Below are 21,868 nucleotides of genomic sequence, written 5' to 3'. Positions count from 1 at the left end.
CGCGGCGCGGAGCAGCCGGCGGCGCGTCGGCGCGTGACGGGGTGCGGCCCCGGGGCGAGGGGAAACCGGTACGCGCGCCGGGCCCGGGGCGTTGTCAGTGGTGGGTGTCACCATCGGGGCATGATGCGATTCGAATGGCGGCCCTTCCTTGAGCGTTGGAGCGCCGAGTGGGCCGAGCGGGCCGAGGGACAGGATGCGAAGGACGAGCCGGAGGACGCGCCGAGGGGTGGGGACCGGGAAGCCCGGGAGGCGCGCTGGCTGGGCTTCGAGCCCGCCGACGACAAGCGCCTCATCGCGCTGGAGGAGCGGTTAGGGTGCCCGCTGCCGCCCTCGCTGCGCTCCTTCCTCCAGGTCAGCGACGGCTGGCGGCACGCGGGGAACTCCGTGTACCTGTTGGCCGGAACCGAGGAGATCGACTGGTGCGCGGATCCGCACGGCCGGGGAAGGGCCTGGCTGGATTCCCGGGGCGCGGGTGCGGGTGCGGACGAGTCGGAGGCCGGGGTGGCCGGGCTGTGGAGCCGCTGCCTCCAGCTGGCGGCGGAGCCCGCCACGGTGGACGTGCTGCTGGACCCGGACGACGTGGACGAGCGCGGTGAGTGGGCCGTCCATACGTATACGGGCCGGCGCGGTGCCCCTCCCGAGCGGCACGGGTCGTTCAAGCACTTCATGGAGGACATGTACGAGGAGTTCCTCACAACCCTGGAAGGGGCGGCCTCCGGCTCCGCATCCCTCGGCCGCTGACCCGGGCACCGGAGACACCCTGTGGCGCGGGGCAGGGGCGGGCGGCGGCGCGAGGGCCGTGACCTGGGGCGGGAGTCCCTCCTCCCGGCCGCCCCGGTCCCGTCCCGCGCCCCCACATCCCGCTGGGTAGGGTGGTCCGGACAGCACACCGTTGACCGGAAACGAGGAGCAGACGTGAGTGAGCCGGCGTCCATCGCCCTGCAGCAGGAGATCGCCCGGGAGCTCCAGGTCGCCGAGACCTTCGAGGCCGAGCGGGAGATCGAGCGGCGGGTGGCCTTCCTCACCGAGCGGCTGACCTCGACCGGACTGCGCTCCCTCGTGCTCGGCATCAGCGGCGGTGTCGACTCCACCACCACCGGGCGGCTGTGCCAGCTCGCCGTCGAGCGGGCCCGCGCCGCCGGGCACGAGGCGCGTTTCTACGCGATGCGTCTGCCGTACGGCGTCCAGGCCGACGAGCACGACGCGCAGCTCGCCCTCTCCTTCATCCAGCCCGACCAGGTCCTGACCGTGGACATCAGGCCGGCCAGCGACGCCGCGCTGGAGGCGGCGGTCGCCGCCGACGTGACCTTCCGCGACGACCACCACCAGGACTTCGTCCTCGGCAACATCAAGGCACGCCAGCGCATGATCGCCCAGTACGCGGTGGCCGGTGCGCACAACGGCCTGGTCGTCGGCACGGACCACGCCGCCGAGGCGGTCTCCGGCTTCTTCACCAAGTACGGCGACGGCGCCGCCGACCTGGTGCCGCTGACCGGTCTGACCAAGCGCCGGGTGCGCGCGGTCGCGGACGCGCTGGGCGCGCCCGCCGAACTGGTGTGGAAGGTCCCCACGGCCGACCTGGAGACCCTCGCCCCCGGCAAGGCCGACGAGGACGCGCTCGGTGTCACCTACGACGACATCGACGACTTCCTGGAGGGCAAGCCGGTGGACCAGCGTGCCTTCGACACGATCGTGCGCCGCTACCGCCTCACCGAGCACAAGCGGCAGCTGCCCGTCGCCCCGTAGCGACTCCGCGCAACAGCCCGGCCCCGGGAGCCCCTTGAGGGCGTGCCCGGGGCCCTGCGCGCGTCCCGCACCCGGGTGCGGGCGGCGCCGGGGGAGGGCCGGGGCGACGGCCCGGGAGCACCGGGGGCCGATGGACGCGTACCCAGTACGCTGACGGTGTGACCAGCCACAGAAGCGTCGCGGTGTGTGCCGACGCGATGATCGAGGACCTTCGGACACTCGTCGAAGTCGAGTCTCCCTCACGTGATACCGGCGCCCTGACGGCCTCGGCCGCCACGGTCGCGGCCGTCATCGAGAGGCGGCTCGGCGGGCGGGCCGTACTCGTCGAGAGCGTGGCCGGGCCGCATGTCCACTGGTCTGGCGGGGGCGACCCCCGTGTCCTGATCCTCGGTCACCACGACACCGTGTTTCCCCTCGGGACGCTCGAACGACGCCCGTTCCGGGTCGAGGACGGGCGCGCGACCGGGCCCGGTGTCTTCGACATGCTCGGCGGTCTGGTGCTGGCCGTCCACGGTCTGGCTGCGCTCGACGACCTGTCGGGCGTCGAGATCCTGGTCACCTCCGACGAGGAGGTGGGCTCCGGCTCCTCCCGGGCGCTGATCGAGGAACGGGCCCTGGCATGCGGCGCCGTACTCGTCTTCGAGGGCGCCGCCGACGGTGGCGGACTGAAGACCGGCCGCAAGGGCTGCGGCACGTTCCGCGTCTCGGTCACGGGCCGGGCCTCGCACGCCGGACTGGAGCCCGAGGCCGGGGTCAACGCCCTGGTCGAAGCGGCACACCAGGTGCTGGACATCGCGGCGCTCGCCCGCCCGGAGCTCGGCACCACGGTCACTCCGACCGTCGCGTCCGCCGGGACCCAGGACAACGTCGTCCCCGCCGGGGCGACTGTCGTCGTCGACGTCCGGGTGGAGTCGGCCGAGGAGAAGCACCGCGTCGAAGCGGCCTTCGCGGCGCTGGTCCCGCGTCTCGGCGGGGCGCGGATCGCGGTGGAGGGGGCGATCGGCCGTCCCCCCATGCCCGAGTCGGCCTCGGCCGAACTCTTCGCGCTGGCCAAGGAGTTGGCGCCCGGTCTGGAGGGGGTGGCGGTCGGCGGTGGAAGCGACGGCAACCTCACGGCCGCACTCGGAGTGCCGACGCTCGACGGCCTGGGGGCGGTCGGGGGCGGCGCCCACGCCGACCACGAGTACGTCGTGGTCGACGCGCTGGCCGAGCGGGCGCGGCTGGTGACCGGACTCGTGACGGCGATACGGAACGGGTGGCGGGAGGGGTAGCGGAGGGGTCGGACCGAGACGGTAGACGCAAGGTCGAACTCCACGTCCAACGCGGCCATTCCCCAGGGGAGTCCGTGTCCGGCTCGGCGGCCCGCCGCGCCCCGGAGGCACCGGGCCCCGGCGAAAGCACTTTGAGGCGCGGAGCCGTTAGGGAAGACTCCGTGCATATGGAGTTCTTCTGCTACCACCGCGACCGGCCCGGCTCCCTCAAGCTGCGCGCCGAACTGCTGGAAGCCCACTGGTCCTACATGGACGGGTACGACAAGGAGCTGATCGCCCGAGGGCCGACGTTCGCCGCGGACGGTGAGACGCCCAGCGGCAGTGTGCACATCGTCGACCTGCCGGACCCGGCCGCGGCTCGCGCGTTCGCCTTCGACGAACCCGGCTACCAGGCCGGCGCCTACCGGGACGTGTTGCTGCGCCGGTGGCGCAATCTGCTGGGACGCACCATGTGGGAGTTCCCGGGCGGCCGGGAAGGCGCCGACCGGTACCTCGTCCTCGGGCTCGGCGCGGGGGAGCCCGCCGATCTGGTCGTCCCGGCCGACCGGGACGACCTGATCGCGTACGGGCCGCTGCTGTCCGACGACGGCGCGACCTGGGTGGGCACGGTGGCGCTGGTGCGGGCCCCGGACTCGGAGACCGCCCGTGCGGTGCTGACGTCCGACCGGTACGACTCCATCGAGGTCCACGACTGGGAGTTCGGGGGACGGCGGTAGCGGGGGCGGGGGGCCGCCACGCGCGCCCGGCGGGTCAGGCGGATCGGTTCCGGCCGCCGTGGTGCTGCGGGGCGGCCCTCGGGCCAGGGGCGGGGGCTTCCGGATCAGGCGGCGGGGTGAGCAGGGCGAGCGTGCGGGTGACCGTCAGCAGGCGGTGAACGACGGGGCTCAGGGCGTGCACGCGCAGTGTCTTGCCGTCCCTCAGGGCCTGTTGGCGGATGCGCAGCAGGATGTTGAGGCCGGAGCAGTCGCAGAAGTCGACCCTGCTCAGGTCGAGCTCGACACCGCGGCGCGCGCGCTCCAGGGCGGCGCACAGGGTGCCGTGCAGCAGCCCGTCGGCGTCGATGTCGACCTCACCGGCGACGGTGACCAGCTGGCGGTCGCCGGCCGGTACGACCTCGATCTCCAGGCGCGGCAGTGGCCGGCCGCTCGGCGCGTAGGCCGGGGCTGTGTAGAGGGCGCGCCCGCTGTGGTTCTGTGCGGGTATCGCTTGCTTTGACATGGCATTGGCTCCCCAGGCATCCGCCGGTGCCCTGCTCGGGTCCCTACAGGTTCCGCTTCCAGTGCTGATACGTCAAGCTATACACGAAAAGTATTTCGTCTATTTGAATGCGTGAAAGGAGAGTCCTATCATGGCGGGATGGGTGCCGTACCTGAACCGCACGCGGGGTGGACGTTCCTGACGAACCACGCCCGCGTGCTCGCCGCGATCGCCGACAACCCGTCCGCGCGCATACGTGACATCGCCGCGCACTGCCGGCTCACCGAGCGCGCCGTCCAGCGCATCATCTCCGACCTGGAGGAGGCCGGGTATCTCTCCCACACCCGGCAGGGCCGCTCCAACACCTACCGCATCGAACCGGGTGTCCCGCTGCGCCACCCGGCCGAGGCCGAGGCCGGACTGACCGTGGCGACCCTGCTCGGAGTCCTGGCCCGGCACGACGAACAGCGCGGGCAGCAGCCTCAGCGTCTGTGAGCGACGCCGGGCACGTGTGACAGCGCCCAGCCGCTGCGTTGGGGGACGAGTACGGCACCTTCGCGCCGGAGGAGGAGAGGTGGGGCGACCGGGCCGCCGCTCGGCGGTTCTCCGGGGCGGCCCGGTGATCAGGCCTGGTCGGGCTGGACGGTGGTGAGGTCGCCGGGGTCGGTGTTGGCCCCGCACAGGACGACGGCCACCTTCTCGCCCGGGGCGGGACGGTATCCGCCACCGGCCACCTGCGGGTGCGCCCCCGATGGGAGGGCCGCGAGCGCGGTGGCGGCGGCGTGCTCGACGGCGATACGGCGGTGCTCCCACAGGGCGCGGCGGGCGCGCACGATCGCGCTGTCGGGCACCAGGACCGAGCGCACCTCCCCCTGCCGGGCGGCGTGCAGGGCCATCGCCGAGGCCCGGCGTGCGCCGAGGGCGTCGGCGGCGACCGAGTCGACCGTGACGTCGACCGGGCGGCCGGCGCCGATCGCGGCGTTCAGCGCGCGGCAGTTCTCCGGCTCGACCGCCACCACGCGTACGCCGTGGTGGTGGGCGGCGGTGGCGACGCCCGCGAGCAGCCCCCCGCCGCCGACCGCGACCACCACGGTGTCCAGGCCCGGGACCTGCCGGACGATCTCCTCCAGTACGGTGCCGGCCCCGGCGGCGATGAGCGGGTGGTCGTAGGCGTGCGAGGCCAGCGCCCCGGTCGTGGCGGCGAAGTCCTCGCAGGCGGCCAGCGCGTCCGCGTACTCGGTGCCCACCAGCCGGACCTCGGCGCCGAAGCCGCGCAGCCGGGCGATCTTCACGGCCGGCGCGGTGGCGGGCAGGAAGACGGTGGCGGTCACGCCCTGCTGCCGCGCGGCCCACGCGCAGGCCAGCCCCGCGTTGCCACCGGAGGCGATCGTCACGCCCGCGGCGGGCAGGGTCCCGGCCTCGCGGTGGGCCTGGAGGAAGTTCTGCGCGCCCCGTGCCTTGAACGAGCCGGTGTGCTGCATGAACTCCAGCGCCAGCCACCCCTGGCAGGATGCCTCCGCCGGGTCGCCGGGGAACTCCCCGGGGTCGGCGGGGGCGAGGGCGACAGGACGGACGCGTCCGGCGATACGGTCGGCGGCGGCCTTGATCTCGCCGTACGTGAGCTGGTGCATATCGGGGCTCCCAGGGCGGAGAGGGGCGTCCGGCCGGGCGTCGCACCGGACGGTCGGGCCTCCATGATCCCTCCTGCGGCCGGCCGGCCGGTCGCGTGCTCCCGCAGCCCTGCCGGGAGCACGCGACCAACCGAGCGCGGGGCGGTCAGAAGCGCCCGTGGACGGTCTCGCGGTCCGTGGCGGAGAGCCCCGCGGACGCCTTCGCGCTGAGGGTGGGCTCGACGTACACCGGTGCCGGGTCCGCCTCCGGGGCGCACGTCTTGGCGACGAACCCCTTGCCGGCGGGCAGCGTTCCGTCACGCAGATAGGCGACGAAGGTGTCGTCCAGACAGGCGTTGCCGTGGAAGAGGACCTCGTGGAAGCTGCCGCCGTTCTGGACGACCAGCTTGGAGCCGGGCAGCGCCTTGTGCATCGCGACCGCGCCGGGGTACGGGGTGGCCGCGTCCTCGGTGGCCTGGAAGAGCAGCACCGGCGGAAGACCCTTGCCGGTGATCTTCAGTCGGCCCGGGCCACCTTGGTGGGGCCAGAACATACACGCGGCGTTGTACCACATGTTGTTGTACGTGTAGAACGGCGCGACCGCGTTGACCTTCGCCTGGTCCTTCTTCCAGAACTCCCAGTCGCGGGGCCAGTTGCTCTCCGTGCACTGCGTGGCGTTGTAGTTGGGGAAGGCCCCGTCATCGGCGCCGGGGGCGGCGTACCGGTTGTAGGCGATGGTGAGCGGCCGGGTGTCGTGCCGGGTGAGATAGCCCGAGAGGACCGTGGCCATCCGGGGCCAGCGCAGGAAGTTGTAGCCGCCGCCGTAGAAGGTGTCCTCGAACTCGGCCGGACCGATTCTGCCGGGGGCGGGCGCGGCGGACACCGGGGCGGTGCGCAGCGCGTCCTCCATGGCGTAGTACTTCTTGGTCACCGCGTCCGCGTCGGTGCCGAGGTGGTACACGGCGTCGGCCTTGGCGGTCCACTCCGCGAAGGCGCGGAAGCGCCGCTCGTGCTCCTTGTCCTGAAGGATGTTGTGGTCGTACCAGGAGATGGTGGGGCCGACGATGCTGTCCAGGACCATGCGCCGCACATGGGAGGGGAACAGCTGGCCGTAGGTGGAGCCCAGCGAGGTGCCCCAGGAGCCACCGTAGAAGTTGATCTTCTTGGCGCCCAGGGCGGTACGGATGCGGTCCATGTCCCGCGCACTGTCCACCGTCGTCATGTGCGGCGTGATCCAGCTCCAGTCCGCCGCGCAGTCGGCGGCGTAGGTCGCCGCCCGGGCGAGCCAGGCCTTCTCGGTGCCGTGCCCGAGCTGGTAGTCGGGCCGCTCGCCGTCGAAGTAGTGGGCGTCGCAGACGACATGGGGCTCGCTGCCGTTGGTGCCCCGGGGGTCGAAGCCGATCCAGTCGTACGTGGAGGCGACGTCGGCCGGGATCTGGCCGGTGATGTAGGCGGGCATCCACAGACCGCTGTCACCGGGACCGCCGGGGTTCAGCAGGATCGGGCCCTGCTGCTGGGCCCTGGGGGCCGTGGCGGGCAGCCGGTTGAGCTTGATCTTGATCTTCCGCCCGTCCGGATGGGCGTAGTCCAGCGGGACTTCGAGCATGGCGCACTGGAGCGCCGGGGTCGCGGTGTCACCGCAGGATGTCCAGGCGATCCGGTCCACGGCGCTCTCGTGGGCGTCGGGGGCGGCGGCGACCGGCACCGCGCTGCCCAGTAGGACGGTCGAGACCGCGACGGCCAGCAGTGCCAGTGGTCTTCGCATGTGCCCTCCTCAGTCGGCGCGCCGGGGTGGCGCGACGGTCAGGGAAAGCATGTGACATGTGCCATTGCACATGTCACACAGGAGAATGACTCGTTACGCAACCGTGATTCGATGGCCGACGGCGCGGTCGTCATGGCGGATGCCGTCGGCGGGTCCGTCCCGGCCAGCCCTCCGGGTGTCCGGATGTGACAGGGGATCGTCATTGCGGCCATCGGAGGGGGCCACGAGGATGGACGCATGCCCCTCACCCACCGCGTCGTCATCGCGGTCTTCCCCGATGTCGACCTGCTCGACGTCACCGGCCCGGCCGAGGTGTTCGCCCTGGCCAACCGGGAGACCCGGGGCCGCGCCGACTACCGGGTCCGGCTCGCGGGGCCGGTCGCGGGCGAGGTGCGGACCTCGGCCGGGGTGCGGCTGGTGGCCGATCTGGGCTTCGCGGAGGTCGGCGGGGAGGTGGACACCCTGCTGGTGCCCGGCGCGGTCGACATGACCGACGACGGGCCCACCGCACGGATCGACCCGGACGTCGTGGCGTGGGTGAAGGAAACGGCCGCGCACGCCCGCCGAGTGGCCTCGGTGTGCGTGGGCGCGCATGTGCTGGCGGCGGCCGGGCTGCTGGACGGGCGGACCGCGACCACCCACTGGTCGACCGCCGCCCAGCTGGCCGCGGACCATCCCGCGGTCACCGTCGACCCCGATCCGATCTTCGTCCGTACCGACCGCGGGCGGCTGTGGACGGGCGCCGGGATCAGCGCCTGCCTGGACCTCGCGCTGGCCCTGGTGGCCGAGGACCTGGGCGAGGACGTGGCGCTCGCGGTTGCCCGACAACTGGTGATGTTCCTCAAACGGCAGGGCGGCCAGAGCCAGTTCTCCGTCCCGCTCAGCCGGCCCGCCGCCTCCCGCCGTGACATCGACGAGCTGCGGCTGTGGATCGCCGAGCACCTCGACGGGGACCTCTCCGTCTCGGCCCTGGCGGCGCGGATGTGTCTGAGCGAACGCCATTTCGCGCGGGTCTTCACCCAGGAGACGGGCGCCGGTCCCGCCGCGTACGTCGAGGCCGCGCGCGTGGAAGCGGCCCGGCGGCTGCTGGAGACCACCGACCGCCCCCTCGGCCAGATCGCGACCGCGGCCGGGCTCGGCTCGGCCGAAACGCTGCACCGGGCGTTCCGACGGCAGTTGGCGACCACACCCGCGGCATACCGCCGCCGCTTCCGCGCCACCTGACGGCCCCCGGGGGCGCCCCCCATCCCTTCCCTCACACCCGACGCGGCGAGCGCGACACGGCTCGCTTCGCCATGCCCCTGCACGCCGGAAAGGCATCCGATGAACACGAACAAGCCCGAGACGAACCGTCCCTCCACGCCCCTGCGCGAGGTGGTCGGCCTGGACAGCAGGCCTCCTCGGCTGAGCGAGTCCGTCCTCATCATGATCGACTTCCAGAACACCTACCGGACCGGCGTCATGGCGCTCGACGGGGCGGAGGAGGCCGTCGCGGCCGGTGCGCGCCTCCTGGCACGCGCCCGCGCGGCAGGCACACCCGTCGTCCACATCGTCAACGACGGCGGCGAGAACACCCCGTACGACATCCGTGCCCACACAGGCGCCATCAGCGAGGAGGTGGCGCCGGCGGACGGCGAGCCGGTCGTGGTCAAGCAGTTCCCCGACGCCTTCCACGCCACGGACCTGGTGAAGACCCTGACCGGCCTGGGCGCCGCGCCCGGCAGCGGCAGGGACCTGATCCTGGCCGGGTTCATGACGCACATGTGCGTCCACTGCACGGCCCAGGGCGCCTTCAACCTCGGCTATCGCCCCACGGTCGTCGCCGACACCACCGCGACCCGCCCGCTCACCGCCCCCGACGGCACGCTCCTGCCCGCCGCCACCCTGCGAGCGGCGGCCCTGACCACCATCACGGACCTGTTCGGCACGGTGGTGCCCACGGTCGAGGCCCTTCCCGCCTGACCCGGCCGGGCGGGTGGAGGCGGCACGCGGGCACCGACCCGCGGGCCCCCGCCCGCCTACAGCACTCCGCTCCCCAACGGCCCACCCGGTCCCGCCGCCGGAGGGACGAAGAACACCGCGGAGCCGTAGTGCTCGATGAACGGGCCCAGCGCGTCATGGCCCGCGAGACGGCGCTGGACGCGGGTGAAGAGGCCGGGGTCCCTCATGTACGCGAGGAACAGCAGGCCCTGGTCGTCGGGGGTGTTGTCGTAGGAGTAGCCGCGGCGCAGTATCCGGGCGCCGCCGTCGAACCGGGGCTGGGCGAGCCGGACGTGGGCGTCGGCGGGGAGCAGGTAACCGCCCTGCGGAGTCTTGGCGAGGAGGTCGGGCTCGGCGTGTTCGGGGCCGCCCTGGAGGGGGCCGCCGTGCGGCTTGCGGCGGCCCATGACGCGCTCCTGGCGCTCGACGGGCAGCGAGCCGAACTCGGCCGTGGCGAGACGGATCCGGCGCACCACCAGATAGGTGGCGTTGTGGTGCGGGCCGGGCCCGAGCCACACCCACCGTTCGGCCTGCTTCGGGGTCGGATTGGCGGTGCCGTCCTTGAAGCCCAGCAGATTGCGCGGGGTCTCCCCGGGTGGCGCGGCGGGCAGGAAGCCCGCCTGGCGCCAGCGCGGACGCAGTACGCCCGGCACGGCCTGCTCCAGCCGCCGCGCCAGGTCGGTGCAGGCGGTGGGGGTGGCCGCGCAGATCTGCAGGAACACCTGGCCGCCCCCGGCCTCGGGGCGCAGCCGGTCACCCGCGAAGGCGGGCAGGTCGCGAAGCGCCTCAGGGGCCCGCACCCCCAGGCGGCGGAAGAGGGCGGGGCCCAGTCCGACCGTCACGGTCGGGCCGTCGCGTGCGGTGAGTACGGGCGTCCAGGCGGCGAACATCCGGCGCACGGCCTCCCGGCCCGCCGGACCGTGGGTACGGTGGCTCAGGTCGTACGACAGCAGCAGCGCCCGGGGCGGCTGTCGGTCCGTCACACCTGGCTGCCGGCCGGGGCCGGACGACGAGGTGGGCGCGGGGGTACGGGAGCGCAGACAGGCGGCCAGGGCGCTGGCCGTACCGAGGGCGGCCAGTCCACCGACCAGTCCGCGCCGGGCCGGCCCGGCTCCACGCGGCACCCGTGCCGTGTCGTCGCCCGCGCGACCGGCACGGTCAGGCTCGCTCTTCATTCCGTCCCCCTTTCCCGCCCTCACCGGCACAAGTAGTTATATAAGGGGTGTAGTTCGCATACGCGGCGTTCCGCACGATACACCTGGCGCCGTGTTCCCAGTCGTTTCTCGTCTCCCCGGCCGGTTGTCGCAGGCGCCCTCCGCGCCCGTGCGGGCGGCCGTGGCCCTGCCCGAGAGGCCCGGTGCCGCGCCGGGCCGAGGGGGCGCAGCGCCCGGCGGACCGTGGGCCCCGCCATCCGGTCGACACACCACCGGCCGGGGGCGTGGGGCGGTCGTGATCCGGCCGGGTGGGGCCCCCGGGCGTGGCCGTCGTGGTGGCGGGGCACCCGGATGGCTCGTCCGCGGCGGTGGTGGCGGGCCCGTCGTGCTCGAATGGCGGCGAGGGCGGCGGTGCCCGATGCCGTCGCTGCAGCCAGCAGGAGCCGCCGTGACGAGGTCCCTACGCCGCCGCCCGCGTGTGCCGATACTCGTCGGCGCCCTCGCCGCCCTGGTGATGGGGGTGAGCGCCCCGGCCGCCTCCGCCACCGCGGTGCCCCCCGCTCCCGATCCCGCGTGCACCGCGGACACCGGCCCGTACCAGTGGGAGCTGGAGCGGTATCTGGGCCTGCCCGCCGACGGACGGCAGTCCGAGGCCGACTGCGTGGCGATCCGGGCCTTCCAGTACCGCAACGGCATCGTCCCCGCCGACGGGTACGCGAATCTCGCCACCTACCGCACCACCCTGGTCATCGAAGAACGCCGCGCCCCCAACAAGAGCGGGAACTGCCCCCAGCGGCAGGAGCGGCTCGTCTGCGTGGACCTCGCGCGCCAGCTCCTGTGGGTGCAGCGGGCCGGAAAGGTCGTCTATCCGGCGGTCGCCGTCCGCACCGGGCGCTGGGGCCAGCAGACCCGCAACGGCTGGCACGAGATCACCGAGCGCCGCATCGACGACCACTCCGAGCTGTACGACAACGCGCCGATGCCCTACGCCCAGTACTTCTCCGGTGGACAGGCCTTCCACGGTGTCTACGGCGACCTCTTCAACGGCGGTGGCTCGGCGGGCTGCATCAACCTGCGGCTGCGCGACGCCGAGCTGCTGTGGAACACCACCGCCATCGGCGACCCCGTCTTCATCTGGGGCCGCAAACCCGCGACATGAGGGACCGCCGCCGGCCTCGTGAACGGTGACCCGCTCCGGGCCGGTCAGGCCCATCGGCCCGGAGCGCGTCGGTGCGCGGGACCACGCCCCCGTCAGGCCGCCTCGGGGAAGTGGCAGGCGACCTGGCGCGCCTCGCCCGGCGCGGCGATCCGCAGCACCGGCGCCTCACCGCGGCACCGGTCCCGCGCCTTGGGGCACCGGGGATGGAAGGAGCAGCCCGGCGGGGGAGCGGCCGGGCTCGGTGGGTCGCCCAGGAGCGTGATGCGTTCGCGGGCACGCTCTGCGGCCGGGTCGGGGAGCGGCACCGCGGAGAGCAGGGCGCGCGTGTAGGGGTGGGCCGGGGCCGTGTAGACCCGCTCCTTCGCACCGATCTCGACGATCCGGCCCAGGTACATCACGGCGACCCGGTCGCAGACCCGTTTGACGACCGACAGGTCGTGGGCGATGAAGAGGTAGGCGAGGCCGAGTTCGCGTTGCAGACGCTCCATCAGGTTGACGATCTGGGCCTGCACGGAGACGTCCAGGGCGGAGACCGGCTCGTCCGCGATGACGAGGCGCGGCCCGGTGGCCAGGGCGCGGGCGATGCCGATGCGCTGGGCCTGGCCGCCGGAGAACTCGTGCGGGAAGCGGTCGATCTGCTCGGGGATGAGCCCGACCAGCTCCATCAGTTCGGCGGCCCGCCGCCGCGCGTCCGCCGCCGGACTCCCCTGAACCAGCAGGGGATCGGAGATGATCCGCGCGACGGTCTGGCGCGGGTTGAGCGAGGAGTGCGGGTCCTGGAAGACCATCTGGATCTCGCGGCGCAACGGTTTGAGCTCCCGCTGCGAGAGATGGCTGATGTCCTGGCCGTCGTAGGAGATCGAGCCGCTGGAGGGTTCGAGCAGACGCACGATCGTGCGGCCGGTGGTGGACTTGCCGCAGCCGGACTCGCCGACCAGGCCGAGCGTCTCACCGGGCGCCACGTCGAAGCTGATGCCGTCGACCGCCCGTACGGGGGCCGAGCGGCGCCGCCGGGCCGGGTAGACCTTGGTCATGTCCCGTACGGACAGCAGGGGCGGGGTGGCTGTGGTCATGAAGGAGCGCCTTCGTACGTCGGGAGGTGGCAGGCGGACGCGTGGCCGGCGGGCCCGGACAGCAGGGGCGCCTCGGTCTCGCAGCGCAGCCGCTCGCTCGCCGCGGCGGACGCGGCCCGGGCGCAGCGGGGTGCGAAGGCACACCCGGGAGCCGGGGTGAGCAGCGACGGCGGGCTGCCGGGGATGGCCCTCAGCGGGGCGTCGTCGGGGTCGTCGAGGCGGGGCAGGGAGTCGAGCAGACCGCGGGTGTAGGGGTGGGCCGGGGCGGCGAAGAGGGTGTCCACCGGGGCCTGTTCGACGGCCCGGCCGCCGTACATCACCAGGACCTCGTGGGCGACGCGCGCGACCACCCCCAGATCGTGGGTGATCATGACGACGGCGAGTCCGTGCTCCTGCTGAATCCGGGCGATCAGTTCCAGGATCTGGGCCTGCACGGTGACGTCGAGCGCGGTGGTCGGCTCGTCCGCGATCAGCAGCTCGGGCTCGCAGGCCAGCGCCATCGCGATCATCACGCGCTGGCGCATACCGCCGGAGAACTGGTGCGGGTACTCGCCCGCCCGGCGCCCGGGCTCCGGGATGCCGACTTCGGCGAGCATCTCCACGGCCCGTCTGCGGGCCGCCGCGCGGCCGGAGCGGAAGTGGACGCGGTGGTGTTCGGCTATCTGCTCACCGACCGTGTAGTAGGGGTGGAGGCTGGAGAGCGGGTCCTGGAAGATCATCGCCATCCGTCGCCCGCGCAGCCCGTTCAGCTCGCGTTCCGTCAGGCCCACCAGCTCGCGGCCGGCGAGCGCGATGGAGCCGGTGACCCGGGCGCCGGTGTGCAGTCCCAGGACCGCCATGGAGGTGACGGACTTCCCCGAGCCGGACTCGCCCACGATGCCGAGGGTGCGGCCCCGGTGGACGTCGAAGTCGAGCGAGTCGACGGCCCGTACGGGGCCGCGCTGTGTCGGGAAGGTCACGCTCAGGTTCCGTACGGACAGCAGGGGCTCGTCCGCGTCCGGGGGCGGGGCGGGGTGAGCGGTCGGCGCGGGCGCGGTGGGGCGGGTCGCGTCCATCAGTACCTCACTCGCGGGTCGACGACGGCGTAGAGCAGGTCGACGGCCAGGTTGGCGACGACGATGAAGGCGGCGGCGAGCAGGGTGACGCCGAGGATGACGGGCTGGTCGCCGCTGGACAGGGCGCCGTAGAAGAGCCGTCCGATGCCGGGCAGCCCGAAGATGGACTCGGTGATGACCGCGCCGGCCAGCAGGCCGCCCAGGTCCATCCCGAAGATGGTCAGGATCGGGGTCATGCCCGCCCGCAGACCGTGCTTGACGACGACCGTGCGGCGGGGCAGGCCCTTGGCGCGGGCGGTGCGGATGTACGGCTCCGCCATGGTCTCGATCATCGAACTGCGGCTCTGGCGCGCGTACATGGCCGCGTACAGCACGGCCAGCGCCAGCCATGGCAGCAGCAGGTTGGAGGCCCAGTGCAGGGGGTCCGAGCCGAACGCCACGTACTGCGGGTAGGGCAGCAGGCCCGCGGTCCTGATCAGGCCGTAGATCAGCATGATCGAGGTGAAGTAGACGGGCAGCGAGGCGGCGGCGACCGCGCCGACCATCAGGACCTTGTCCGTCAGGGTGTCCTTGCGCAGGGCCGCGGTCACCCCGGCGGTCAGCCCGAGCACCAGCCACAGGACGGCCGCGCCGAGCGCCAGGGAGGCGGAGACGGGGAGCCGGTCCATCAGCAGGCCCCACACCGACTCGCTGTTCTCGTACGAGTAGCCCAGGCAGGGGAAGTCGCAGTGCAGCGCGTACTGGCCGCTGCCCATGGTGCGGCCGGTGAAGATACCGGAGGCGAAGTGCCAGAACTGCTGCCACAGCGGCTGGTCCAGCCCCATGTGGGCGCGGATCGCGGCCAGGCGCTCGACGCTGCACGACTTGCCGCAGGCCGCGGCGGCCGGGTCGGAGGGCAGGACGTAGAAGATGGTGAAGGTGACGGCGGCGATCGCGATCAGGACACCGCTCACCCCGAGGAGCCGGCGGCCGATGTAGAAGATCATGAGCGGCTTCCCCTCGGGTCGAGGATGTCGCGCAGCGCGTCGCCGAGCAGGGTGAAGGCGAGCACCGTGAGGAAGAGGCAGGTGCTCGGGATGACGAAGTACATGGGGTCCGTGTCGTAGAAGGCGACGCTCTCGGCGATCATCTGGCCCCAGGACGGCGTGGGCGGGCGGACGCCGACACCGAGGTAGCTCAGGGCCGCCTCGGTGGCGATCATGCCCGGGATGATGAGGGTGGTGTACGCGATGACGGGCCCCGCGACGCCCGGCAGGATGTCGCGGGTGAGGATCCGCCAGGGGCCCGCTCCGTTGACCTGCGCCGCGTCGACGTACTCGCGGTGCTTGAGCGAGAGGGTCTGGCCGCGGACGACGCGGGCGATGCCGGGCCAGCCGAACAGCCCGATCACCGCGGTCATCAGGACGATGCGGTTGACGTCCTTGGCCACCGACATCATCGCGATCATGAAGATGAGGGAGGGAAAGGACATGGTCAGGTCCATGAGCCTGCTGAGGACCGTGTCGGTGCGCCCGCCGAAGTAACCGGCCGCGATCCCGGCGGCCGTGCCCGCGACGACGACGATCGCGGTCGCGGTGAAGGCGATCAGCAGGGAGACCTGGGCGCCGTGCACCACCCGGGCGAACAGGTCGCGGCCGGTGACGGGCTCCACGCCCAGCCAGTGGTCGGCGGAGATCCCGCCGAGGGTTCCGAGCGGCTGGCCGCCTAGGTAGGGGTCGATGGCCGTCTTGTCGAACTCCTCGGGCGACCAGCCGCCCAGCCTGCTCAGCAGCGGGGCGGCGGCTGCCATGACGACGAAGAGCGCGACGACGGCGAGGGAGATCTTGACGGAGATACGGCGGCGCAGTTCCGCGCGGGCCAGCTGCCAGGGGCCGTGGCCGGCCGGAGCGGCCTCGGGTACGAGGGTCGTGGTCGTGGTCATGGTCGGACGGGTCCTCAGCCCTGGCTCTTCGAGGGGTCCTTGAGGCCGACCGTGGCGTAGTCGAGCTGACCGCCGAAGGAGGTCTGGCCGTAGGCGCCCGCGATGTTGGTGCCGAGCACCAGCGGCCAGCGGCGCACCAGGACGGGGACGGCCGGGGCCTTGGCGAGGATCTCGCCGTCGAGCTGCTGCCAGGCGGCGTTGGCCTGCTTGGCGTCCGTCATGGCGGAGATCTCGTCCATCCTCTTCATGGTCGCGTCGTCGCGGAAGAGCGAGTGGTTGCCGGAGTTGCCCTTCTCCTTGATGTAGCGGCCGTCGAAGACGAAGGGCAGGAACGTGGAGCCCGAGGGGTAGTCGGGACACCAGCCCGTGTAGACGATGTCGGTCCGGTTCTTGGTGTCACCGATGGTCGCGTAGAACGCGGACGGGTCGACGGTCTCGATGGTGACCTTGATCCCGGCCTTGCCGAGCGCCTGCTGGATGGCCTCGCCGCGCCCCTTGTCACCGGTGGAGACGGTCATCTTGGTGCTGAAGCCGTCCGGCTTGCCCGCCTCCTTCAGAAGCTCCTTGGCCTTCGCCACGTCACCGGCCACGGGCACCTTCGCGGTGTCGGGCTGCTTGCCGCCGAAGAGGGAGGCGGGCATGTACGCGGTGGAGGGGTCGTTGAAGGCGGGGCCTCCGGACGCGGTGAGGACGGCGTCCTTGTCGAGGGCGTACTGCACGGCCTGACGGACCTTCACATCGTTGAAGGGGGCGTGGCCGGTGTGCATCTGGACCATGTCCGTGCAGTTGGTGGACTCGGCGATGAGCCGCTTGCGGACCTCCGCGCTGGGCAGCACCTTCGCCGCGCTCTCCGGACGCAGCGCGCCCCAGGAGACGGCGGAGGCGTCCGCGCCCTGGGAGGCGATGAGCCGGTCGTCGATCTGGTTGGCCTTGAGCCCCATGACCATCACGAGTCTGTCCGGGTAGGCCTTGCGCACCTGGTCGGTGGCGGCGTCCCAGTGGGTGTTGCGCACCAGCACCAGCTTCTTGCCCCGCTCATACGACTCGATCTTGTACGGCCCCGAGGAGAACGGCCGGTTGTCGTACTGCGGCCCCTTGTCCTGCGCCTTGGGGACCGGCGCGAAGGTCGGCATCACGGTGGCGTTGGGGAACTCCGCGAAGGGCTTGCGCAGTTCGAAGACGATCGTGTGGTCGTCCGGCGTCTTGACGGAGTCCAGGTGCTTGCCCTGGGCCGGACCCTGGTAGCCGTCGGCGCCGGCGAGGTAGCGGGCCGCGTAGTCGGCGCCGCCGGGCAGGTCGGGGGAGAAGGAGCGCTCCACGTTGTACTTGACGTCCTGGGCGGTGACGGGGCTGCCGTCCTCGTATGTGACCCCCGGCTTGAGATGGAAGGTCCAGGTCTTCGCGCCGTTGGAGGAGGTGCCCAGATCGGTGGCGAGGTCGGGGACGAGCTCGCTGCCGCCGGTGCCGGGGGCCGCCTTGTAGGTGACCAGGGTGCGGTAGAGCATCCGGGTCCCGAAGTCCATGTCGTTCATCACCCAGTTGCGGGCGGGGTCGAGATGGGTGAAGTCCTGGTTGGACAGCACGGTCAGGGTGCCGCCCTTCTGGGGGGTGCCGCCCACCACGGTGCCCGCGTTGGCGGTCGCCGGGTTCTTTCCGGCGTCCGGGCCCGCGTCCGCGTGCTTGGTCTTCGAGCAGCCGGCCGCCCCCAGGGCGAGGGAGGCGGCCAGGGCGGTGGCGAGGGCGGTGAGAGTGCGCTTGTTCATCAGTGGTCACTCCGAGAGCGCGAGAGCAGTCCGACAGCCAGAGCGGCTGGAATGTGACCTGTAACATAGTAATGTGAAATTGTACTGACAACCCCTCGGCCGCTCCTTTATCCACTCGTGTCCCAACGGCTCGTGAGGAGCCACCTCTTGGCCGAGAGAGTGCAATGTGAAATATTACTGCCCGCCGCCCGGCGCTGCCCGGGCCGATTTCCCTCTGGAGGACTCCTCCCGTGACCGCTGACGCCACCCCTCTCATCTCCCGCAACCCGGCCGATCCCGCCGACGTCCTCGTCCGGATGCCGGCTCCCGGCCCGCGTGCCACCGCCGACGCCGTGGAGCGCGCCCGAGCCGTCCAGCCCGGGTGGCTGGACGGCGGGGCCGCCGCGCGTTCGGCCGCGCTCGGCGCCGCCGCCGGGGTGATCGAGGCCGCGGCGGACGAACTGGCCGCGCTCGCCGTGCGCGAGGTGGGCAAGCCGCTCACCGAGGCCCGGGCCGAGGTCGCCCGTACCGCCGCCATCTGGCGCTACTACGCCCAGGCCCCCTACGAGGCCGTCGGCACGGTGCACGAACCCGCCGCCGGGTCCGGGCTGCTGCTCACCCGCCGCCGCCCGCACGGCGTCGCCGGGCTCATCACGCCGTGGAACTTTCCCTTCGCCATCCCGAGCTGGAAGGCGGCCCCGGCGCTCGCCGTCGGCAACACGGTGGTGCTCAAGCCCGCTCCCGAGGCCACGGCCTGCGCCCTGCGTCTGGCCGAGCTCCTCCACCAGGCCCTGCCCGCGGGGGTGTTCACGGTGGTGCCCGGTGCGGCGGCAGAAGGGGACGCGCTCGTCCGCAGCGCCGACGTCGTCTCCTTCACCGGCTCGACCGCCGTCGGCCGGGCGGTGGCGCGGACCGCCACCGAGCGGGGCGTCGCGGCCCAGGCCGAGATGGGCGGCCTGAATGCCGCGATCGTGCTGCCGGACGCCGACATGGGCCGGGCCGCGGCCCACCTCGCCGCGGCCATCGCCGGATACGCGGGCCAGAAGTGCACCGCCACCAGCCGTGTCATCGCCGTCGGCGCCGCTCTCGACCCGCTGCGCGAGGCACTCGCCGCGGCCCTGCGGTCACTGCCGGTCGGTGACCCCGCCTCGGCGGACACCGTCTGCGGGCCGCTTATCGACGAGCGCGCCCGCGACCGCGTGGGCGAGGCCTCCCGAGGCCTCTCCGTGCTCGCCGGAGGGACCGCGCCCCGGCACCCGGGCTGGTACACCGCACCGACCCTGGTGGAGAAGGCGGGCCCCGGACATCCGCTGCTGTGCGAGGAGGTCTTCGGGCCCATCGCCGCCCTGCTGCCCGCCGACGACCTCGCCCACGCGGTGCGGATCACCAACTCGGTCCCGTACGGCCTGGTCACCTCGGTACACACGGCGGACCTGGACACCGCACTGCACGGCCTGGACCGGCTCGACACCGGCATGATCCGCGTCAACGCTCCCTCCACCGGCGTGGACTTCCACCTGCCGTTCGGCGGCACCAAGGACTCCAGCCACGGACCGCGCGAACAGGGCCGGGCCGCCCTGGAGTTCTACACCTCCAGCCGCACCTACACCCTTGCGCCGTAGCGGACCGTGTGACCCGTAGGACACCGGCTCTCACACCCGGCACCCGGCATCCGGCACACAGCGCCGCCCGCGTCGCGAAAGGCACCCATGAACCCGGCGTACGCAACCGTCGACCATGTCTTCACCGTTCCGCTGGACCACCGCGACCCGCACGGGCCGACCCTCGAGGTCTTCGCCCGTGAGGTCGTCGACCGCGCCCGGGTGGGCCAACGGCTGCCCTGGCTCCTCTACCTCCAGGGCGGACCCGGCGGCAAGTCACCCCGGCCGTCCGCCGGTTCACCGGGATGGCTGGAGCACGCCCTGCGCACCCACCGGGTGCTCCTGCTCGACCAGCGCGGCACCGGCCGCTCCACCCCCGTCACCGGCCGCACGGCCGCGCGCTTCCCCTCCCCGGCGGCCTTCGCCGACCACCTGGCGCACTTCCGGGCCGACGCGATCGTCGCCGACGCCGAGCTGATCCGGCGCCGGCTGTGCGGCGACGAACCCTGGGAGACCCTCGGCCAGAGTTACGGCGGCTTCCTCACCCTCACCTATCTGTCCCAGGCCCCCGAAGGGCTGCGCGCCTGCTACGTGGCCGGCGGTCTGCCCGGCACGACGGCCACCGCCGACGACGTGTACGCCCGCACCTACCCCCGGGTGCGCGACCGGGTCCTGGAGTTCTACACCCGCTACCCCGAGGACGCCGCGCGGCTGCGCCGCATCGCGGACCTCCTCTCGGACAGCGACGTACGCCTGCCCGACGGCGACCGGCTCACCCCACGCCGTCTGCGCACCCTCGGCCTCGCCCTCGGCATGGGCGACGGCTTCGAGCGAGTGCACTGGCTGCTCGACGAAGCCCTCGACACCGAGGGGGAGTTGAGCGACACCTTCCTCCACCAGGTGCTGGGCATGACCGGCTTCACCGGCAACCCCCTGTTCGCCGTACTCCAGGAGACCCTCTACGGCCAGGGCGCCGAGCCCACCGGCTGGGCCGCCGACCGCGCGCTCCGCCACTTCCCCGAGTTCGCCGGCGAGGCCGATCCACTGCTCCTCACCGGCGAGATGATCTACCCCTGGATGTTCCAGGAGATCGCGGCCCTGCGCCCCTTCGCCCAGGCCGCCGAGCTGCTGGCCGGACGCACCCACTGGCCGTCGCTGTACGACACCGGCCGGCTCGCCGCCAACGAGGTGCCGCTCGCCGCGGTCGTCTACCACGACGACATGTACGTGGACGCGGGGCTCTCGCTGCGCACCGCGCGCCAGATCGGCGCCTGCCGGGTCTGGGTCACCAACGAGTGGGAGCACGACGGACTCACCGCCTCGGGCGGCCGGGTCCTCTCCCGCCTGATGGACCTGGCCGCGGGACACGCCTGACCACTTGTTCCGTCCCCACCCCCCGGAGGAAGACCATGCCCGTCCGCCCACCGCGACCACGCTCCCTCGCCACCGCTGCCGCCGCCCTCGCCCTGTGTCTGGCCGGGAGCGGCGCGGCTGCCGCCGCACCCCGCCCGCACCCCGCGCCCGCCTCCGACTGCGCGCTGCCCGGCCGCACGGGCTGGACCGACGAGGGCCACGACACCGACCGCACCCAGTTCCAGAAGTCCACCGGCACCCACCGCGTCCTCACCCTGTTCGTCGACTTCCCCGACGCACCGGAGACCGGCTCCACCGCCCCGTACACCGCCCGAATAGCCCCGGCCGCCGACTGGATGCGCACGGCCAGCCACGGCAGCTCCCGCCTCGCCCTCACCCCGCTGCGCCGCTGGATACGGATGCCCGCGGCCTCCACCTCGTACGGCTTCGCGCGCGGCATCACCTTCGAGGCCCACGAGAAGTACGTGCGCGACGCGGTCGCCGCCGCCGACCCGTACGCCGACTTCTCGCGGTACGACATGGTGTACGTCGTCCCCACCCGGGCGGCGACGGCCATCCCGTTCTCCCCGACCTACCTCTACGACCCAACCACCGCCGGCATCACGGCGGACGGCACCCGGGTGAAGTGGGCCGTCACCTTCGGCCAGGACATGTGGCACTGGGGCCCCAAGGTCGCCGACCACGAGACCGCCCACACCTTCGGTCTGCCGGACCTGTACTCCTTCACCGGGGCCACCCACCAGTACGCGGGCGGCTGGGACGTCATGGGCGACATCGCCGGACCCGCCCCGCAGTACCTCGGCTGGCACTCCTGGAAGCTCGGCTGGCTCCGCGACGACCAGGTGGGCTGTCTGGCGGCGCCGGGGCAGCGCACCGTCCGCCTCACCCCGGTGGAACGCCCGGGCGGTACGCAGATCGCCGTTCTGCGTACCGGCGGGACGACCGCGTACGTGGCGGAGTCGCGCCGCGCCGAGGGCAACGACAGCGCCGCCTGCTCCACCGGCGTGCTCGTCTACAAGGTCGACTCGGCCGCCGCGACCGGTGAGGGCCCGATCCGGATCGCCCCGACGCACCCCGCCACCGTACCCACCGGCTGCACCGAACTGGACCTGGCCGCCCGCGCCCCCGGGCAGAGCTTCACCGACCCCGCCACGGGGACCCGTATCGACATCCTGACGGGCGGCCCGGCGGGCGACACGGTACGGCTCAGCAGGGGCTGA

General features: G+C 72.9%; 20 protein-coding genes. 11 read left to right on the top strand and 9 right to left on the bottom strand.

Annotated elements, in window-relative coordinates; translation table 11 throughout:
* Nucleotides 1-120: 120 nt before the first annotated feature.
* From ACZ5ID_RS10940 to ACZ5ID_RS10925, 4 genes are all read left to right on the top strand, one after another.
* Complete coding sequence (locus tag ACZ5ID_RS10940) at nt 121-741, top strand: SMI1/KNR4 family protein (protein ID WP_468895846.1); 621 nt, start codon at nt 121-123, stop codon at nt 739-741.
* Nucleotides 742-915: 174 nt separating this feature from the next.
* Nucleotides 916-1,746, top strand: a complete 831-nt coding sequence (nadE, locus tag ACZ5ID_RS10935) for an ammonia-dependent NAD(+) synthetase (RefSeq protein ID WP_468895843.1) — start codon at nt 916-918, stop codon at nt 1,744-1,746.
* 197 nt (nt 1,747-1,943) lie between these two features.
* On the top strand, nt 1,944-3,017 hold the full coding sequence (locus ACZ5ID_RS10930; RefSeq protein WP_468896186.1) for a M20 family metallopeptidase: 1,074 nt from the start codon (nt 1,944-1,946) through the stop codon (nt 3,015-3,017).
* A 167-nt stretch (nt 3,018-3,184) separates the two neighbouring features.
* Nucleotides 3,185-3,733 carry a YciI family protein gene (locus ACZ5ID_RS10925; RefSeq protein WP_468896183.1) on the top strand — a complete coding sequence of 183 codons (549 nt, stop codon included), beginning with the start codon at nt 3,185-3,187 and terminating at the stop codon, nt 3,731-3,733.
* A gap of 34 nt (nt 3,734-3,767) precedes the next feature.
* Here ACZ5ID_RS10925 and ACZ5ID_RS10920 read toward each other — a convergent pair whose 3' ends face one another.
* Nucleotides 3,768-4,235 carry an STAS domain-containing protein gene (locus ACZ5ID_RS10920; protein ID WP_468895840.1) on the bottom strand — a complete coding sequence of 156 codons (468 nt, stop codon included), beginning with the start codon at nt 4,233-4,235 and terminating at the stop codon, nt 3,768-3,770.
* A gap of 138 nt (nt 4,236-4,373) precedes the next feature.
* On the opposite strand from ACZ5ID_RS10920, the gene ACZ5ID_RS10915 reads away from it, so the two are divergent.
* On the top strand, nt 4,374-4,709 hold the full coding sequence (locus tag ACZ5ID_RS10915; protein WP_406555915.1) for a helix-turn-helix transcriptional regulator: 336 nt from the start codon (nt 4,374-4,376) through the stop codon (nt 4,707-4,709).
* 128 nt (nt 4,710-4,837) lie between these two features.
* Here ACZ5ID_RS10915 and ACZ5ID_RS10910 read toward each other — a convergent pair whose 3' ends face one another.
* Together ACZ5ID_RS10910 and ACZ5ID_RS10905 are read right to left on the bottom strand one after the other, a co-directional pair.
* Entirely contained in the window at nt 4,838-5,845 is a 1,008-nt protein-coding gene (locus tag ACZ5ID_RS10910; protein ID WP_468895837.1) for a serine/threonine dehydratase, read from the bottom strand.
* A gap of 145 nt (nt 5,846-5,990) precedes the next feature.
* Nucleotides 5,991-7,589 carry an alpha/beta hydrolase gene (locus tag ACZ5ID_RS10905; RefSeq protein ID WP_468895834.1) on the bottom strand — a complete coding sequence of 533 codons (1,599 nt, stop codon included), beginning with the start codon at nt 7,587-7,589 and terminating at the stop codon, nt 5,991-5,993.
* Nucleotides 7,590-7,826: 237 nt separating this feature from the next.
* Here ACZ5ID_RS10905 and ACZ5ID_RS10900 point away from each other — a divergent pair, with 237 nt between their 5' ends.
* Nucleotides 7,827-8,813, top strand: coding sequence for a GlxA family transcriptional regulator (locus tag ACZ5ID_RS10900; RefSeq protein ID WP_468895831.1), 987 nt, complete (start codon nt 7,827-7,829; stop codon nt 8,811-8,813).
* A gap of 99 nt (nt 8,814-8,912) precedes the next feature.
* Complete coding sequence (locus ACZ5ID_RS10895) at nt 8,913-9,551, top strand: isochorismatase family protein (RefSeq protein ID WP_468895828.1); 639 nt, start codon at nt 8,913-8,915, stop codon at nt 9,549-9,551.
* 56 nt (nt 9,552-9,607) lie between these two features.
* Here ACZ5ID_RS10895 and ACZ5ID_RS10890 read toward each other — a convergent pair whose 3' ends face one another.
* Entirely contained in the window at nt 9,608-10,744 is a 1,137-nt protein-coding gene (locus ACZ5ID_RS10890; RefSeq protein ID WP_468895826.1) for a Dyp-type peroxidase, read from the bottom strand.
* 493 nt (nt 10,745-11,237) lie between these two features.
* On the opposite strand from ACZ5ID_RS10890, the gene ACZ5ID_RS10885 reads away from it, so the two are divergent.
* Nucleotides 11,238-11,882 carry a L,D-transpeptidase family protein gene (locus ACZ5ID_RS10885; protein WP_468896180.1) on the top strand — a complete coding sequence of 215 codons (645 nt, stop codon included), beginning with the start codon at nt 11,238-11,240 and terminating at the stop codon, nt 11,880-11,882.
* A gap of 92 nt (nt 11,883-11,974) precedes the next feature.
* On the opposite strand, the gene ACZ5ID_RS10880 is transcribed toward ACZ5ID_RS10885, so the two are convergent.
* From ACZ5ID_RS10880 to ACZ5ID_RS10860, 5 genes are read right to left on the bottom strand one after another with little or no spacing between them, the layout of a single operon-like run.
* A complete protein-coding gene (locus ACZ5ID_RS10880; protein ID WP_468895823.1) occupies nt 11,975-12,955 on the bottom strand; it encodes an ABC transporter ATP-binding protein in 981 nt (326 codons plus the stop codon).
* Nucleotides 12,952-14,010, bottom strand: coding sequence for an ABC transporter ATP-binding protein (locus tag ACZ5ID_RS10875; protein ID WP_468895820.1), 1,059 nt, complete (start codon nt 14,008-14,010; stop codon nt 12,952-12,954). The genes ACZ5ID_RS10880 and ACZ5ID_RS10875 overlap by 4 nt, the downstream gene beginning before the upstream one ends.
* Nucleotides 14,010-14,996 carry an ABC transporter permease gene (locus tag ACZ5ID_RS10870; protein WP_468895817.1) on the bottom strand — a complete coding sequence of 329 codons (987 nt, stop codon included), beginning with the start codon at nt 14,994-14,996 and terminating at the stop codon, nt 14,010-14,012. The genes ACZ5ID_RS10875 and ACZ5ID_RS10870 overlap by 1 nt, the downstream gene beginning before the upstream one ends.
* The gene (locus ACZ5ID_RS10865; protein ID WP_468895814.1) at nt 14,993-15,931 is read right to left on the bottom strand and encodes an ABC transporter permease; all 939 of its coding nucleotides are present in this window, start codon (nt 15,929-15,931) and stop codon (nt 14,993-14,995) included. The genes ACZ5ID_RS10870 and ACZ5ID_RS10865 overlap by 4 nt, the downstream gene beginning before the upstream one ends.
* 14 nt (nt 15,932-15,945) lie before the next feature.
* Complete coding sequence (locus ACZ5ID_RS10860; protein ID WP_468895812.1) at nt 15,946-17,694, bottom strand: ABC transporter substrate-binding protein; 1,749 nt, start codon at nt 17,692-17,694, stop codon at nt 15,946-15,948.
* Nucleotides 17,695-17,924: 230 nt separating this feature from the next.
* On the opposite strand from ACZ5ID_RS10860, the gene ACZ5ID_RS10855 reads away from it, so the two are divergent.
* The 3 genes from ACZ5ID_RS10855 (at nt 17,925) to ACZ5ID_RS10845 (ending at nt 21,868) form a co-directional block, all read left to right on the top strand.
* On the top strand, nt 17,925-19,295 hold the full coding sequence (locus tag ACZ5ID_RS10855; protein ID WP_468895809.1) for an aldehyde dehydrogenase family protein: 1,371 nt from the start codon (nt 17,925-17,927) through the stop codon (nt 19,293-19,295).
* 87 nt (nt 19,296-19,382) lie between these two features.
* Nucleotides 19,383-20,648: an alpha/beta fold hydrolase gene (locus tag ACZ5ID_RS10850; RefSeq protein WP_468895806.1), complete on the top strand. Its 1,266-nt coding sequence runs from the start codon at nt 19,383-19,385 to the stop codon at nt 20,646-20,648.
* 35 nt (nt 20,649-20,683) lie between these two features.
* Entirely contained in the window at nt 20,684-21,868 is a 1,185-nt protein-coding gene (locus ACZ5ID_RS10845) for a M6 family metalloprotease domain-containing protein (RefSeq protein ID WP_468895803.1), read from the top strand.

This window comes from Streptomyces sp. NPDC031670 (assembly GCF_055580545.1).
Note: the sequence above shows the minus strand (reverse complement) of the source record. Positions and strands in the feature narration are given on the sequence as shown.